The sequence below is a fragment of the Bradyrhizobium sp. CCGUVB4N genome (genome assembly GCF_024199945.1).
GTDB lineage: Bacteria > Pseudomonadota > Alphaproteobacteria > Rhizobiales > Xanthobacteraceae > Bradyrhizobium.
In genome coordinates this window covers 3,106,930-3,121,669 of the sequence record NZ_JANADP010000001.1, presented here as the reverse complement: position 1 = coordinate 3,121,669, position 14,740 = coordinate 3,106,930, and the positions used below count along the sequence as shown (strand labels likewise).

At 64.6% G+C, this 14,740-nt stretch carries 14 protein-coding genes; 4 read left to right on the top strand and 10 right to left on the bottom strand.

Annotated elements, in window-relative coordinates; translation table 11 throughout:
• Positions 1–324: 324 nt before the first annotated feature.
• The 9 genes from NLM31_RS14100 to NLM31_RS14060 all read right to left on the bottom strand — a co-directional run bounded on the left by NLM31_RS14100 (position 325) and on the right by NLM31_RS14060 (position 9,708).
• Positions 325–1,188 (bottom strand): sugar phosphate isomerase/epimerase, encoded by an 864-nt coding sequence (locus NLM31_RS14100; RefSeq protein ID WP_254192614.1) that lies wholly within the window; start codon positions 1,186–1,188, stop codon positions 325–327.
• Complete coding sequence (locus tag NLM31_RS14095) at positions 1,188–2,378, bottom strand: dihydrodipicolinate synthase family protein (protein ID WP_254192613.1); 1,191 nt, start codon at positions 2,376–2,378, stop codon at positions 1,188–1,190. Before NLM31_RS14095 ends, NLM31_RS14100 begins: the two co-directional genes overlap by 1 nt.
• 11 nt (positions 2,379–2,389) lie before the next feature.
• On the bottom strand, positions 2,390–3,541 hold the full coding sequence (locus NLM31_RS14090) for a Gfo/Idh/MocA family protein (RefSeq protein ID WP_254192612.1): 1,152 nt from the start codon (positions 3,539–3,541) through the stop codon (positions 2,390–2,392).
• Positions 3,538–4,935, bottom strand: coding sequence for a hypothetical protein (locus tag NLM31_RS14085; RefSeq protein WP_254192611.1), 1,398 nt, complete (start codon positions 4,933–4,935; stop codon positions 3,538–3,540). Before NLM31_RS14085 ends, NLM31_RS14090 begins: the two co-directional genes overlap by 4 nt.
• Positions 4,936–4,939: 4 nt before the next feature.
• Positions 4,940–5,788: an ABC transporter ATP-binding protein gene (locus tag NLM31_RS14080; protein WP_254129941.1), complete on the bottom strand. Its 849-nt coding sequence runs from the start codon at positions 5,786–5,788 to the stop codon at positions 4,940–4,942.
• Positions 5,785–6,777, bottom strand: a complete 993-nt coding sequence (locus NLM31_RS14075) for an ABC transporter substrate-binding protein (protein WP_254129940.1) — start codon at positions 6,775–6,777, stop codon at positions 5,785–5,787. The genes NLM31_RS14080 and NLM31_RS14075 overlap by 4 nt, the downstream gene beginning before the upstream one ends.
• A gap of 54 nt (positions 6,778–6,831) precedes the next feature.
• Positions 6,832–7,641: an ABC transporter permease gene (locus NLM31_RS14070; protein ID WP_254192610.1), complete on the bottom strand. Its 810-nt coding sequence runs from the start codon at positions 7,639–7,641 to the stop codon at positions 6,832–6,834.
• A gap of 303 nt (positions 7,642–7,944) precedes the next feature.
• Positions 7,945–8,604, bottom strand: a complete 660-nt coding sequence (locus NLM31_RS14065; protein ID WP_375167484.1) for a TetR/AcrR family transcriptional regulator — start codon at positions 8,602–8,604, stop codon at positions 7,945–7,947.
• A 255-nt stretch (positions 8,605–8,859) separates the two neighbouring features.
• Positions 8,860–9,708, bottom strand: a complete 849-nt coding sequence (locus NLM31_RS14060; protein ID WP_254192608.1) for a VOC family protein — start codon at positions 9,706–9,708, stop codon at positions 8,860–8,862.
• A 208-nt stretch (positions 9,709–9,916) separates the two neighbouring features.
• Here NLM31_RS14060 and NLM31_RS14055 point away from each other — a divergent pair, with 208 nt between their 5' ends.
• Together NLM31_RS14055 and rbsK are read left to right on the top strand one after the other, a co-directional pair.
• The gene (locus NLM31_RS14055; RefSeq protein ID WP_254129937.1) at positions 9,917–10,810 is read left to right on the top strand and encodes a sugar kinase; all 894 of its coding nucleotides are present in this window, start codon (positions 9,917–9,919) and stop codon (positions 10,808–10,810) included.
• 20 nt (positions 10,811–10,830) lie between these two features.
• Entirely contained in the window at positions 10,831–11,736 is a 906-nt protein-coding gene (gene rbsK, locus NLM31_RS14050) for a ribokinase (protein ID WP_254192607.1), read from the top strand.
• A gap of 166 nt (positions 11,737–11,902) precedes the next feature.
• On the opposite strand, the gene NLM31_RS14045 is transcribed toward rbsK, so the two are convergent.
• The gene (locus tag NLM31_RS14045; protein WP_254192606.1) at positions 11,903–13,123 is read right to left on the bottom strand and encodes an NAD(P)/FAD-dependent oxidoreductase; all 1,221 of its coding nucleotides are present in this window, start codon (positions 13,121–13,123) and stop codon (positions 11,903–11,905) included.
• A 242-nt stretch (positions 13,124–13,365) separates the two neighbouring features.
• On the opposite strand from NLM31_RS14045, the gene NLM31_RS14040 reads away from it, so the two are divergent.
• Both NLM31_RS14040 and NLM31_RS14035 read left to right on the top strand, forming a co-directional pair.
• Positions 13,366–14,160, top strand: a complete 795-nt coding sequence (locus NLM31_RS14040) for an enoyl-CoA hydratase/isomerase family protein (protein ID WP_254192605.1) — start codon at positions 13,366–13,368, stop codon at positions 14,158–14,160.
• Positions 14,157–14,738: a histidine phosphatase family protein gene (locus NLM31_RS14035; protein WP_254192604.1), complete on the top strand. Its 582-nt coding sequence runs from the start codon at positions 14,157–14,159 to the stop codon at positions 14,736–14,738. The genes NLM31_RS14040 and NLM31_RS14035 overlap by 4 nt, the downstream gene beginning before the upstream one ends.
• The last annotated feature ends 2 nt before the right edge of the window (positions 14,739–14,740 follow it).

The window sequence follows — 14,740 nt, the reverse complement described above, 5'->3', positions numbered from 1 at the left end:
CGGCCAGTGTCTTGCGACATGGAGGGCCGAACGACGAGGTGGTCCTCAAACCAGATTTTGCGTCCGTCCCCTGCCAAAAATGCCGGCATTACCCTGCAGAAATGCCAACATCTGCCTCGGGCATTCGGGACCGGATCGAGCGGCAACAGGCCGACCATGTCCGCTCCGCCGCCGAAAGCGGGAGTAGAGCATCAGGTCCATCACAACCGTCGGGTTGGCCGAACCTGCCCTGGACGAGCTCTATGCTACGCCGAGCAGCGCTCCGAAGGCGCGCTTCGACACGCTGCCACAACTCGCGAGCCCGTGAGGCAACGTTGGCGGGAGCTACACCACCGTCTTATGCCGCTCGATGCAGGTGCGCAGCACCTCGTCCATCGGCTTGCTCCACCAGTCGTTGGAGAAGATCTCGATCTCCGAATAGCCGGCAAAACCTTGTGCCTCGACGGCCGCGCGCGCGGACTTGATGTCGATGACGCCGTCGCCCATCATGCCGCGGTCGTTGAGGATGTCCCTTGTCGGCACCAGCCAGTCGCAGACGTGGAACGCCAGCAACCGGCCTTTGCCTGCGCGCGCGATCTGATCCATCAATTCCGGGTCCCACCAGATGTGATAGACGTCGAGCGCGACGCCGAGCATGCCGCTGCGGGCCGGATCGAGACGATCGCAGATGTCGAGCGCCTGCTTGGTGGTGTTCACACAGGCGCGGTCAGCGGCATATGCCGGATGCAGGGGCTCGATCGCCAGCGGAAGGTTTGCCTGCCTGGCGTAGTCGAGCATCTCGGCCAGGGCTTCCTCGACCTGCCCGCGCGCGCCCGCGATATCCTTCGACGCCTCGCTGCCCGGCCGCGAATATTGCGGCAGGCCGCCGACGACGAGGACGATGCAGGGCGCACCCAGCGCCTTGGCTTCGTCGACGCAGCGGCGGTTGTCGTCACGCACTTCGCCTCGGCGCGATGCGTCGGAGGTAAACATGCCGCCGCGGCAATAGCCCGAGAGATCGAGACCGGCGTCGCGCACGGCGCGTGCGGCACGATCGAGGCCGACGGTCGCAACCTGATCGCGCCAGGGATCGATGGCACGGATGCCATGCTTCGCACAGGCATCGATGATCTGAACGAGGTCACCCTGCTTGCGGACCGTCGCCGTGTTCAACGACAGCCAGCGATGGTCGGACGAGAAATCGCGCATCAGTCTTCCAGTCCGTGCGAGGCAAGCACCGTTTTCATCCGCTGCGCCGCCAATTCCGGATCGGCGAGCAGGCCGGCCTGATCGGCGAGCCGGAACAACTCGGCCAGATGCAGCATCGAGCGCGTGCTCTCCTGGCCGCCGACCATGGTGAAATGATCCTGATGACCGTTGAGATACGCCATGAAGACGACGCCCGTCTTGTAGAAGCGCGTCGGCGCCCTGAAGATGTGGCGCGACAGCGGCACCGTCGGGCCCAACACATCGTGGAAACCGGCATCGTCACCCGCCGCAAGCCGCGACAGCGCGTAGGAGGCCGCCGGCGCGATGGCATCGAAGATGCCGAGCAGCGCGTGTGAGAAGCCCTTTTCGTCGCCGGCGATCAACTCCGCGTAGTTGAAATCGTCGCCGGTGTACATCTTGATGCGCTTGTCCAGACGACGGCGCATGTCGATCTCGCGCTGCTTATCGAGCAGCGAAACCTTGACGCCGTCGACCTTGGCCGCGTTGTTATTGATGATGGCCACAGCCGTGTTCATCGCCTTGTCGAGATCCTTGGTGCCCCAATATCCCGTCAGCGCCGGATCGAACATGTCGCCGAGCCAGTGGATGATGACGGGCTCGCGGACCTGCGACAGCACACGATTGTAGACCTTGGCGTAATCGTCGGCGCCCTGGCCAAGTTTTGCCAACGCGCGCGAGGCCATCAGGATGATGCGGCCGCCGACCTTTTCAACTGCCCCGATCTGCTCCTCATAGGCGCGGATTACGTCGTCCAGATGTTTGGCGTCCTCCACCGCGAGGTGATCGGTGCCGGCGCCGGAGAACACCAGCGCATTGCGCCGCTTGGCAGCCGCCACCGAACGCGTGATCAGCTCCAGCGACGTCAGCCAGTCCAGCCCCATGCCGCGCTGCGCGGTGTCCATGGCTTCGGCGACACCAAGGCCGAGATCCCAGATGTGTTCGCGAAAGGCGATGGTCTTGTCCCAGTCGACGGCCGCCGACAGCCAGGGGTCGTTGTCGGCAAAGGGATCGGCCACCGTATGCACGGCCGAGAAGGCGATGCGGTTCAGCGGTCCCTCGAGCTTGGCGGGAAACGTGCGCGAGGCCGCGAGCCGGTAGGTCTCGATCGAGCGATCGGCCTTCGGCAGTTTGAGCGACAAGGACGACATCGGCTGGACGGGCTTGTTCATCTTGTCCCTCCTCAGGCCTTGATCGGGGCGACGTCGATCCAGCGCCGCTCCTTCCAGCTCTTCAACGCGCATTCGGCGAGCTGCACGCCCTTGACGCCTTCGAGCAGTGTGAACTTGTAGGGCGCATCCTCGTAGACATGACGGATGAACATCTCCCACTGCTCCTTGAAGCCGTTGTCGTAGGTGACGTTGTCGGGCAGCTTCTGCCAGTCGCCGTAGAAATCGTGCAGCCGCTTCTCGTCGGGATTCCAGACCGGCCGGGGCGTCGCCTGGCGCGCCTGGATCATGCAGTCGGTGAGGCCCGCGACCGCCGAGCCGTGCGTGCCGTCGACCTGGAAGGTGACGAGATCGTCGCGATAGACGCGCGTGACCCAGGACATATTGATGTGAGCGATGACACCGCCCTCGAGCTGGAAGGTCGCGTAGGCGGAATCATCCGCGGTCGCCTTGTACTTCTTGCCCTGCTCGTCGAAACGCTCCGGGATGTCGGTGTTGCCGATACAGACCACGCTCTGGACATTGCCGAAGAGGTTGTCGAGCACGTAGCGCCAGTGGCAGACCATGTCGAGAATGATGCCGCCGCCGTCTTCGTCGCGATAGTTCCAGGACGGCCGCTGCGCCTCCTGCCAGCCGCCTTCGAACACCCAATAGCCGAACTCGCCGCGCACCGAGAGGATGCGGCCGAAGAAGCCGCTATCGCGCAGGAAGGCGATCTTTTTCAGGCCGGGCAGGAACAGCTTGTCCTGCACCGTGCCGTGCTTGACGCCCTTGGCATTGGCGAGCTTGACGACTTCGAGCGCCTCTTCAAAGTTGGTCGCGATCGGCTTCTCGCAATAGACGTGCTTGCCGGCATTGATGGCCTGGGTCAGAAGGCCGGGCCGCGCCTGCGTGGTCGCAGCGTCGAAGAACATGGTGTCGTTCTTGTCGGCGAGCGCGGCATCGAGGTCGGTAGTCCAGCGCGTGATGTTGAAGCGTTTTGCGAGTGCCTCGACCTTCTCGGCGCTGCGGCCGACCAGGATCGGGTCCGGCATGATGCGGTCGCCGTTCTTCAAACGCACGCCGCCCTGGTCGCGGATCGCCACGATCGAGCGGATCAGATGCTGGTTGAGCCCCATGCGGCCGGTGACGCCGTTCATGATGAGGCCGAGGCGTTGCGTGGTCATGCCGTTTGCTCCTGAAGTGATTTTGGCTGTTCGAGCGGGCGGAGCGCCGACCAGTCCGGATGAACCGACGTCGCAAAGCCCACTGTGTTGAGCGATCCCGTCAGGAGATCGCCGTTGTGGATTCTGAGCCGGATGCCGTGCCCGGCATCGGCATAGAGATCGGGATGCGCAGCCGCGAAGGCCGCAGCTTCGGCAGCCGGCGTCTCGCCAAAGCCATCGACATAGTGGTGGCCGTTGCGCTCGGCATGGGTGACGCCGATGAAGGCGCCGAGCGCGAGATCCTGCTGCACGGCGAGGCCGGCCTGGCAGGTGAGATCCTCGCCGGTGATGAAGAATTTCCCGCCGTCCGCGCTGCATTTCGCCGCACGCGTCGCGTTGACGATGGACTTGTAGAGCCCCTTGCAGGATTTCGAGGAAATACCGTGATAGCCGAGTGCCCGCGCCGCGGGGAACGCGTCGTAGGAATCGTCGGCCTCGTCGATGATGAAGCCGCGCGCGGCCAGCGAGCCGAGCGGCGATTGCCGGGTGATGTCGCGCGGCATGGGCTGCTCGATATAGAGCAGACGTGATGCGATCGACCGCAGCGCGGGTTCGCGATCAAGCCGGCCGATCAGCGCTTGCAGCGCGGCGATATCTGCGTATTGCTCGTTGGCATCGAGCGTCACCTTGTAGTCACGACCGAGCCTGTCGAGCTCCTTGCCGATGCGCGCCAGGCGCGCGGCATCGGCTGCGGGATCGCCCGACAGTTTCAGCTTGAAGTAATTCGCGCCGGCGTTTTCGCGCGCATCGGCAACGCCGCCCTCGCCTTCGACTTGATCGTCGAGGCCGACGGTATGCCTGATGGCAACACGCGGCAGGGGCTTGCGGCTGGCGAGGAACGTCGTGAGGTCCGCGTCCTTCAGGTCGGGCGAGAGCCGCGCATCGATGCCCGCAATATTGCCGGCCATTCCCTCGAAGAAGCTGGTCTCAGCGCCGCGGAGCAGTGCATCGAGGATCGCCTTGTCGATCTCGGCCGGGCCATAGGCCGCCGCCAGCGCTGGAATGTTCTTTTTCGCGCACGTCGCGATCTGGGCCCCGATGCAGGAAGCATGCAGATCGAATGCGGCCTGGAATCCGGTACGCGCCAGGTAAAGCCCGCGCGCGATCTCCAGCGAGCGCCGCAAGCCGTCGACCGTCTGCGCCGGCGACAGCTCCGGCCGCTTGTCGAACCATTTCGGCACCAGCAGCTCGGCGCTGGCGCCGACCGCAACGCCCCTGCCCTCGACCTCGATCTCGACCCGCACGAACAATTGCGGCGTCGCGTTGAGGGTGATCGCGCCAAAGCGGAACGGCCGCGCGAAATGCACGGGGCGTTCGAAGAAGGCGATATCTCGCAGCTTCAGGCGCGGCGCCATGATTTTAGTCCAGTGACCCCTGCGAGAAGAAATGCTTGCGGATGCGCTGCACCAGCTCGGTGAAGACGGGGTCGGCCATCACGTCGAGCGAGCGCGGGCGCGGCAGCGGCACGTCGTAGATCGCGGCGATTGCGCCTGGCCGCTCGGTCATGACCAGCACGCGATCGGCAAGAAACACCGCCTCCGGAATCGAGTGCGTGATCAGCAGCACGGTTTTCTTGGTCTCGCGCTGGATCCGCATCAGCTCGACATTCATGCGCTCGCGCGTCAGTGCGTCGAGCGCACCGAACGGCTCGTCCATAAGCATGATCTTCGGGTCGTGCACCAGCGCGCGGCAGATCGAAGCCCGCTGCTGCATGCCGCCGGAGAGCTGCCAGGGCAGCTTCTTCTCGAACCCTTCAAGGCCGACCAGCTTCAACAGCGCCTTGGCGCGCGTGAGATACTCATCCCGCGGCAGCCGCTTCATGTCGATCGGCAGCATCACGTTGGAGAGAATGTTGCGCCAGGGCAGGAGCAGTGCGTTCTGGAAGACGATGCCGACATTGCCGTGCGGCTTGGTCACCTTCTCGCCTTCGACCAACACTTCGCCCGTGGTCGGCGGCAGCAGCCCCGAGATCAGCTTGAGCAGCGTGGACTTGCCGCAGCCGCTTGGGCCGACCACGACAAAGAACTCGCCGTCGTTGATGTGGAAATCGAGCGGACGCAGCGACGGCACGTCGCCGTCGCGCGTCCGATAGGTCTTCGACACGCCGGACAGCGTGATGCCCGACGCATCGCCGGCCGCCCGGTCGCTCACCAGTCTCAGATGCGCGGCCGGCTGCACGGCTTCACTCGCGATCGCGGCTTGCTTCACGTGCCGCTCTTCGGCAGGTAATCGTTGGTGTAGAAGGCCTTCGGGTTCTCCTTGGCCTTGGCGTCGAGCCCGCCATATTCGACCATCAGGTTGACGCTATCGGTCATGTTCTGGTCGGTGACCTGGAACGGCCGCTTGCTCTTGGTCTCGGCGGTCCGGTACAGCGGAATGGTCAGCTCGAATCCCTGCGTCAGCGTGTCGATCTTGCCGCCCTTGGGATTGGCATCGAGGATCGACTGCGCGGCCGCCTTCGGCTCCTTCTCGGCGGCTTCGACCGCCTTCGTCGTCGCCGACATGAAGCGGCGGACGAGATCGGCGTTGGCCTTCACATAGTCGGAGTTGGCGATGATGCCTGACGAGACCATGTTGATGCCGTAGTCGGCGAACTTGATCGGGAACACGTCCTTGCCGGTGGCATCCTTGATCTTCATCGACTGGTCCATGACGTAGCCGAGCAGGAGATCAGCCTGGCCGTTGATGACGGCGTTGAGCTTGGTCTGGCCATCACCGGCAACGGTGGTGAAATCGCTCTCCTTCAGGCCGGTCTTCTTCAGGAACAGCGGCCAGATCTGGGTCATGGAATCGGCCGGCGTGATCGCCACCGTCTTACCCTTGATGTCTTCGGGCTTCCTGATGTTCTTGTCGACGAAGCCCATCGCGGACATCGGCGAGGTCTGCAGCAGCACGCCGGTCGCAATCACCGGCGCGCCCTTGATCGCGGCGCGCATCATGGTGGGAACGTCGACATAGCCGAAATCGGCGGTCTTGGCGGCAACCGCCTGCGTGGTCGCAGCCGAGCCGCGGCCTTCCTGGATCTCGAGGTCGATGCCCTCGGCCGCGTAAATGCCCTTGGCCTTGCCGTAATAGAACGGCGCGTGCTCGCCATAGACGTACCAGTTCAGCATCAGCACGACCTTGTCGGCCGCTTGCGCCGGCGCAACCGCAAACGTCATGAGCGCCACTGCTGCAGCCCCAATCCACCGCTTCATCGTCACTCTCCCTGTCGTTATGTTTCGGCCGTTAGTGGCCGTTCGTTGCTTGAGCTAAGATGCGAAAATCACGTCCTCGCGCTGGCTGACGTGCCAGGGAATGACCAGCTTCTCGATCCGGTCGACGATCCAGAACAGGATGACACCGAGCAGCGCGAGGATCACGAGCGCCGCGAACATCGTCGGCAGGTCGAACGTGCCGATCGAGCGCTGCATCACATAGCCGATGCCGGAATTGGAGCCGACGAACTCGCCAACGACCGCGCCGACCACGGCGAGCGTCACCGAGACCTTGAGGCCGGAGAAGATCGCCGGCAACGCATGCGGCAGGTTCACCGCGCAAAACACCTGAAAACGGCTGCCCTGCATGGCGCGGGCGAGATCGACCATGTCGGGATCGACCGATTTGAAGCCCTGCACCGCCGACACCACGACCGGGAAGAAGCCGAGCAGGAACGCCGAGATCACCTTGGGAATGATACCGAAGCCGAACCACACCACGAACAGCGGCGCGATCGCGATCTTCGGCACGGATTGGGAGAACACCAGCAGCGGGTAGACGTAGCTCTCCACCGTCTTCGAGCCCGCGATCAACATCGCGACGGGGATGCCGAACAGTGCCGACAGCAGGAAGCCGCTGACGGTCGCATAGGTCGTCGGCCAGCATTGGCGCAGCAGTTCGGGCCAATCCGAGCGCAGCACCGCGACGACGTCGGCCGGCGACGGGATCTGATAGGCGGGGATTTTGAACAGCCGGATCGCAAGATCCCAGGCCACGACGATGAAAACCAGGAACAGAAACGGCCGCACCCAGGCCGCATTCAGCATCTTGGACACCGCACTCTGCGGCTTCAACTCAGCCACGTCTCACTCCCGGTCGTCTTTTTCGTTTCGGGGGAGAAATTAACCCGTTGGATAAATACTGTCCAGAGGTTTCCCTGTGGCGTTTTGCGGCGGTTCTTTGGGGGCCCGTGTCGTCCGGGAATTGGGGACCGCACCAAGAACTCAGGTGTCGTCCCGGCCGAGTGCGCTTTTGCGCACGGGGGGCCGGGACCCATAGCCACAGGGAGTGGTTTGGCGAAGATTGGTCGTTCGGGATTAGCACCGTGCGCAATCGACAGATCACGCGGTATGGGTCCCGGCTTCCGCCGGGACGACGACGGGGGGCTACACCGTCTGTGCCACCACGCTCCGCGATTTCGGCGCCTTGGCGATCTTGAACAACGCGGCCGACTGCCCCGTCAGCGCGGCCAGCACGAGACCGACCATGTGCGCGAGCCGCTCGTCCTTGGCGTCCTTGGCGAGCAGATCGCGGCCGAAGATCACGCTCAGTGTCGCCGAGTTCGAGAGATAGAAGAAGCAGAGGCCCGCGATCGAGATATAGAGTTGCACCGGATCGACCGCGACCTGGAAATCACCGCTCTCGACGCCACGCCGCACCACGGTGCGGATCATCTCGACGAAGGGCGAGTGCATCGACTTGACCTTGGTCGAGCGCTTGAGGTGCTTTGCGCGCGCGAGGTTCTCGGTCTGCAGCAGCGACAGGAACTCGGGATTGCGCAGGAAATAACCCCAGGTGAATTCGATCAGCCGCTTGATCGCCTCGGGCGGATCGAGATGCTCGAGATCGAGGCCCCGTTCCTCGCTGCGGATCTTGTCATAGGCGCCCTCGAGCACGGCGAGATAGAGGTCGTCCTTGTTGCCGACGTGGTAGTAGAGCATGCGCTTGTTGGCGCCGGCATTCGCCGCGATGCGGTCGACCCGGGCGCCGGCGAGCCCGTGAGCGGAAAACTCCTGCTTGGCCGCCTCGAGAATGCGTAGCCGCATCCCTTCGGGATCGCGCTGCCATTTCAGAGTTCGCTTTGCCGTTGTCTTCGCCAAACCGGGTGCTCGCTGGGTGTGTCAAGACGCATGTAACATGCGGGCGGGCATTTGAGAACGATCTCGTGCCGCGGACTTGGTCTCGTAGGGTGGGCAAAGGCGCGCTTGCGCCCTGCCCACGTCTTTTCGTCCATTTGGCAGGACGTGGGCACGCTGCGCTTTGCCCACCCTACGGGAGTCTTGGGGAGGAGAGAGCGTCGCCTACTCCACCGGCTTCGGCGAACGCTCCAGCAGCACGGTCTGGATCCCGCAGGTGCCGTTTCGCACCGTCATGATGCGCGTGCCCGGCTTGCGGCCGTTTCGCACTTCGGTGACGTCGAGGCCGGCGGCGAGCAGGCGGGCACGGGTGGCCTCGATGTCGGCCACGCGCCAGCTCAGGCCCCAGAGCCGGTCATGCAGGGAATCTCCGCCCGCCACGGGGCGGCGCACCACCTCGACGATGAGATCGCCGCAGCGGAAGAACATCAGCTGGCCCCAATCGTGATGCGAGCGATCCAACGCCAGATCGAGCCCGAGCCGCGCGCCGTAGAGCGCGGCGGCACGATCGGAATCCTCGGTGGTGATCACGACATGATCGAGCCCGTCGATCGGCGCGACGTCTGAAGCAACCGACTTCGGACGCTCCTCGGCCAGCTCGAGGAAGAACATGCGCACGCCGCGCGTCAGCTCGGTCGCGGCTCGCGTGCGCTTCCAGTGCAGGGCGGCACCGCTCGCATCGTCGCTGCTCTCGACCTCGGCGACGGCATCCGGCTTCAGCGCCACCCGGTCCAGCCGCCGGTGCATCTTGCTCATGTCTGCGACACGAAAGCACAGGCTGGCGAGCACACCCTCGCGGTCATCGAGCAGCGCGCGCATCCGGTCCGCGGCCACGCTGAATCCGCTCGGAGCCATCAGCTCGATCGTCATGTTCTCGAGGGTGAACAGCACGCGGTCGGCGCCCTCGCCCGAATTCTGCCAGGCCGGCGCGCGCGCCAACAGCGTCTGATAGGCCGCCTTGGCAGCACCGATATCCTGGACCAGAGCGACGATGTGATCGAGGCCGGTGATCATATTCCCCCCTTTTATGGACCTGGAACAACCGGCCGAAATACGGCATTTGTCCGGGCTTGGCATTGCCCTGTCATGGTCGTATTCCGGCCCCCCGCCGACCTCAAGCACCTCGTGACGGTTTTGCGAATAATTTCCGCGTCCTCCGCGCGGAACCGGTGCTAGAGTAAGATCGCCGGCCGGGACCACCCAGCGCAGTTACGGACAACCAATGCAGGCTCTCTTTATCGGACAGACCTATATCGACGTCGTCTTCATCACCGACCACATGCCGACCGGCGACGAGAAGCACGTGGCAACTGACTACGCAGTCTCCTTCGGCGGCAACGCGGTCACGGCCGCATTCTGCTGCGCCAAGCTCGGCATCGTGCCGGACCTGATCGCCACCGCGGCCAATGACTGGCTGGGGCGCATGTTCCAGGACATGTGCGCGAAATACGCGATCTCGCTGCACGGGCGGAAGGTGAACCAGTCGTCGCTCTCCTTCATCATGCCGAAGGACGGCAAGCGCGCCATCGTCCGCTGCCGCGACGACGAGCACATCCACCCCTTTCCGATGCTCAATCTCGGCGGCTGCCGCGCGCTGCATATCGACGGCCATCAGCCCGATGCGGCGATTCATTACGCAAAGGTCTGCCGCGAGGCCGGCATCCTGACTTCGCTCGATGGTGGCGGCCTGCGCACAAACACGCATGAGCTGCTGGAATACATCGACGTCGCGATCGTCGCCGAGCGGCTGTGCGAGCAGATGGACCTGACGCCGGAGAAGATGCTCGACTACCTCAAGGGCCGCGGCTGCAAGATCGGCGGCGTCACCATGGGTGAGAAGGGCTTGCTCTGGTACAACGAGACCGGCGCAGTCGAGATCATGCCGGCGATGCCGATCCCGCGTGAGCGCGTGATCGACACCAACGGTGCCGGCGACGTCTTCCACGGCGCCTATGTCTATTCTTACCTCGCGCACCCCGGGAAAAGCTGGCGCGAGCATTTTGACTTTGCCCGCGCCGCCTCGACCTTCAAGATCCAGCGGCTCGGCAACGAAGCCGGCCTGCCGACCCTTGTGGACATCGCCAAAGTCAGGCACGAGTTCGAAGTCAGGGTCTAGGGATTTTGTAAGGGACGATCATGGGGCGTGTATTCGTCGCCGGCAGCATCAACATGGATGTGGTGGCGACCGCCGATCGCCACCCCAGGGTCGGCGAGACGGTCGCCGGCCGCGAGGTGCTGTATTTCCCGGGCGGCAAAGGCGCGAACCAGGCCGTGGCCGCGTCGCGACTTGGCGCGAAGACCACGCTGATCGGGCGGCTGGGCAAGGATGCGTTCGGAGCGGAGCTTCGGGCGTTTCTCGGCGCACAGGGCGTCGATCTCGGTTCCGTCCGCGAAGCCGACACGCATAGCGGCACCGCGATCATCACGGTGGCGGCCTCCGACAACACCATCGTCGTCATTCCCGGCAGCAACGCGCTGGTCAGCGCGGATGATGTCGCGAGCGTACCGCTGACGAAGGGCGATGTCGCCGTCAGCCAGTTCGAAATCCCGCTGCCGACCATTGCCGCGTTCTTCCAGCGCGCCCGTAGCGCCGGAGCCACGACGCTGCTCAACCCGGCGCCGGCGCAAAGAATGTCAGCCGAGCTGCTCGCGCTCGTCGATATTCTCGTGCTGAACGAGACCGAGCTCGGCTTCCTCGCCGGCACCGAACTCTCGGACGACGACGAGGCTGCAAAGATCATCGATGTCGCGAGAAACCTTCAAGCGCGCGCGGACCAGACCATCTGCGTCACGCTCGGCAAGCGCGGCGTGCTCGCACTCGCCGGTCGCGAGGAGTTTGCGGTGCCTGGCCGCGTGGTGAAGGCGGTCGACACCACAGGCGCAGGCGATTGTTTCGTGGGCGCGCTCGCATCGCAGCTCGCAGATGGCCAGCCATTGCGCGCCGCCCTCGCCTTCGCCAACGCTGCCGCCTCGATCAGCGTACAGCGTATGGGCGCCGGGCCGTCGATGCCGACGGCCGCCGAGGTGGCGGCGGTGCTGTAAGACGGAGCTGCTTTCTTCACCTCGCCCCGCTTGCGGGGAGAGGTCGGATTGCATCGCAGATGCAATCCGGGTGAGGGGAGTCTCCGCGAGTCGAATTGCAACCGTCCCCGCGGAGAGTCCCCCTCACCCCGCCCCTCTCCCCGCAAGCGGGGAGAGGGAGAAATCCTCAGGCCAGCGCGCTCTTCAGGTCAAAGCTTTCGTCTGCAGCCTGCTCCGGCGTGATGGAGCGGTCCATGGCCTGCAAGCGACGACCAAACATGTGATCGCCGGCGCGATTGATCGACTCGATGCCGAGCAGCTTGTCGCCGTGATAGCAGAACACCGAGAACGCTTTCCTGGCGGGATCGCCGCGCAGCACGACGCGGTCGTAGCCGGTGGTGAGGCCCGCGATCTGGAGCTTGTCGTCGCCCTGGTCGCTCCAGAACCAGGGATGGCCGTCATAGACCTTCTTGTCGCCGGTCAGCCGTGCCGCCAGGCAGCGGGCGTGATCGGTGGCGTTCTGGACCGATTCCAGCCGCAGCGATCCGCCGAAGCGCGGGCTGGCAAACAGCGCGCAATCCCCGATCGCGGAGATGTTCGGATCAGCCGTCGCGAGATATTCGTCGACGATGATGCCGGCCGCGACCGGCAGCCCGGCCTCGGCCGCAAGCTCGATGTTCGGCAATACGCCGACGCCAACCACGACGAGGTCGGCGGGCAAATGCCGGCCGTCGCTCAAGGAGACGCCGGTGACCTTGCCGTTCTCGGCTTCGATCGAGGTCGCCTGCACGCCGAGGTGAATGCGGATACCGGCCTCGCGATGCCGCGCCTGGAAATACTCCGAGACCTCGGCCGTCACCGCGCGCGCCATCACGCGGGGTGCAAGCTCGAGCACGTCAACCTCGAGGCCCTTGATTCGCGCGGTGGCGGCGAATTCCAGGCCGATGAAACCGGCGCCGATCACCACGACCCGCGTCTTCGACGGGATGATGGTCCGCAGCGCCTCGCTGTCGTCGAGGATGCGCAGATATTTCACGTCGGGCAGATTGGCATTGGGCAGATCGAGCAGCCGGTTGCGCGCGCCCGTCGCCAGCACGAGATGGCCGTAAGGCAGCATCTCGCCGGACGCGAGCAGCACCTTGCGCCCCGCGCGGTCGATCGATACGGCGCGGCCGGCGATCAGCTCGATGGCCTGGTCGTGATAAAATTTCTCCGGCCGGAACATCAGGCTTTCCGGCCCGGCCGAGCCCTTGATGTAGGCCTTGGACAGCGGCGGCCGTTGATAGGGCAGATGCGCTTCGTCATTGATCAGGCAGATCCGGTCCGAAAAGCCCGCCTGGCGCAGGGATGCTGCGACCTGGTAGCCACCATGGCCGGCACCGACAATGATCACGGGTCCATCCGTCATTGGACAGCCCATTTCCGCAAGACACGAGCGTCACCCATGTCGTCTCCTCTCGCAAAATCTGGCTTGGCTAGCCTAGGAGGAGCCGGCGCTCGTGTCCGTCCCTAAACGAAGGCGGACCCATTTGAGCCGAACATTCCGCGCGACGCAAGGCCCGTACGCGGGGCACTGGCGACCGGGGATTGTCACCCCTCGCCTTCTGCGATTTAGTTGCAGCAACGAACCTCATGCCGGGGATTTCAAAAATGCCAGCTCCCGTCTCCCAACCCGATGATCCCGCGCTGCTGCGGATCGACGGCTCAATCGCGACCATCACGCTCAACCGCCCCGCCGGCTTCAACTCGATCAACCTTGCGATCGCGCAAAAGCTCGAACAGCTCGCGGCCACTATCGAAGGCGACGATGCCATCCGCGTCGTCGTGCTGGAGGGCGAAGGCCGGGCCTTCTCCGCCGGCGGCGATCTGCAGACGATTGGGGCTGCGGCCGAAGCCAACACGGTGACGCCGGTCGTCGGCGAGCTGTTGAAGCACTATCATTCCTTCATCGACATCATCCGGCGCATGCCGAAGATCTCGCTGTCGAGTGTGCACGGCTCCGCGGCAGGCGCCGGCATGGGACTCGCCTTCGTCACCGACCTCTGCATCGCCGCAGACGATGCGAAGTTCACACCCGCTTACGCCAAGATCGGCGTGTCGCCCGATGGCGGCTCGACGGTAGGGATCGTCGGCACGGTCGGCTCGCGCCGCGCGCTGCAGATCTTCCTCGCCGAGGACAATTTTACGGCGCAGCAGGCTTACGAGTGGGGCCTCGTCGCCAAGACCGTTCCTGCGGCCGAGCTGAAGGCAGCCACGCGAAAACTCGCCGAGCGGCTGGCGCAGAACCCGCCCGCGGCCATCGCCGGCACCAAGTCGCTGGTCTATGCGGCCGCCACCACGCCGGTGAAGCAGCAGCTCGATGCCGAGGAACACAAGATCATCATGGCGATGAACACGGAGGAGTTTCGTGTGGCCGTGAAGAAGTTCACGAGCAAGAGCAAGTGAGCGCGACGACGCCATCGCGTTCGTTCTGCGGCCTGCGCCACGGCGCGACCGACTGGAACCGGCAGGGTCTGTTCCAGGGCCGGACCGACAATCCGCTGAACGAGGACGGCCTGCGCCAGGCGCATGAGGCCGCAGACCTGTTGCGCAGTGCCGGCATCAGCCGCATCGTTGCAAGCCCGTTGGTGCGTGCGGCCCGAACGGCCGAGATCATCGCGGACGCGATCGCGGTGCCGCTCACGATCGACGCCGGCATCATCGAGTTCGATTTCGGCAGTTTCGAGGGCCTGCCCGTCCGCGATCTCATGATCAAGCATGGCGTCAATTCGGCAACCGGCCTCGTCTCGATCCTGCCCGCCGATGGCGAGAACTGGGACGCCATGACCGAGCGCGCGCTGGCTTGCGTTTCCGCGTCGCTCGACCGTTATCCCGGCGACCATCTGCTGTTCGTCTGCCATGACGCGGTGATGCAGGGCATGGCCAAGGCGCTCTCCGGCAGCTACTTCAAGAACAGCCACGGCACGCCGTTTCGCTACGCCTGCGACGGAGCCGGCTGGCGCATCGAGCAGATCGTCACGTGACG

Bases quoted from the DNA above. Each gene is read 5' to 3' on its own strand.
- NLM31_RS14100 (WP_254192614.1), bottom strand. From the start codon at position 1,188: ATGCGCGATTTCTCGTCCGACCATCGCTGGCTGTCGTTGAACACGGCG.
- NLM31_RS14095 (WP_254192613.1), bottom strand. From the start codon at position 2,378: ATGAACAAGCCCGTCCAGCCGATGTCGTCCTTGTCGCTCAAACTGCCG.
- NLM31_RS14090 (WP_254192612.1), bottom strand. From the start codon at position 3,541: ATGACCACGCAACGCCTCGGCCTCATCATGAACGGCGTCACCGGCCGC.
- NLM31_RS14085 (WP_254192611.1), bottom strand. From the start codon at position 4,935: ATGGCGCCGCGCCTGAAGCTGCGAGATATCGCCTTCTTCGAACGCCCC.
- NLM31_RS14075 (WP_254129940.1), bottom strand. From the start codon at position 6,777: ATGAAGCGGTGGATTGGGGCTGCAGCAGTGGCGCTCATGACGTTTGCG.
- NLM31_RS14065 (WP_375167484.1), bottom strand. From the start codon at position 8,604: ATGCGGCTACGCATTCTCGAGGCGGCCAAGCAGGAGTTTTCCGCTCAC.
- NLM31_RS14060 (WP_254192608.1), bottom strand. From the start codon at position 9,708: ATGATCACCGGCCTCGATCACATCGTCGCTCTGGTCCAGGATATCGGT.
- NLM31_RS14055 (WP_254129937.1), top strand. From the start codon at position 9,917: ATGCAGGCTCTCTTTATCGGACAGACCTATATCGACGTCGTCTTCATC.
- rbsK (WP_254192607.1), top strand. From the start codon at position 10,831: ATGGGGCGTGTATTCGTCGCCGGCAGCATCAACATGGATGTGGTGGCG.
- NLM31_RS14045 (WP_254192606.1), bottom strand. From the start codon at position 13,123: ATGACGGATGGACCCGTGATCATTGTCGGTGCCGGCCATGGTGGCTAC.
- NLM31_RS14040 (WP_254192605.1), top strand. From the start codon at position 13,366: ATGCCAGCTCCCGTCTCCCAACCCGATGATCCCGCGCTGCTGCGGATC.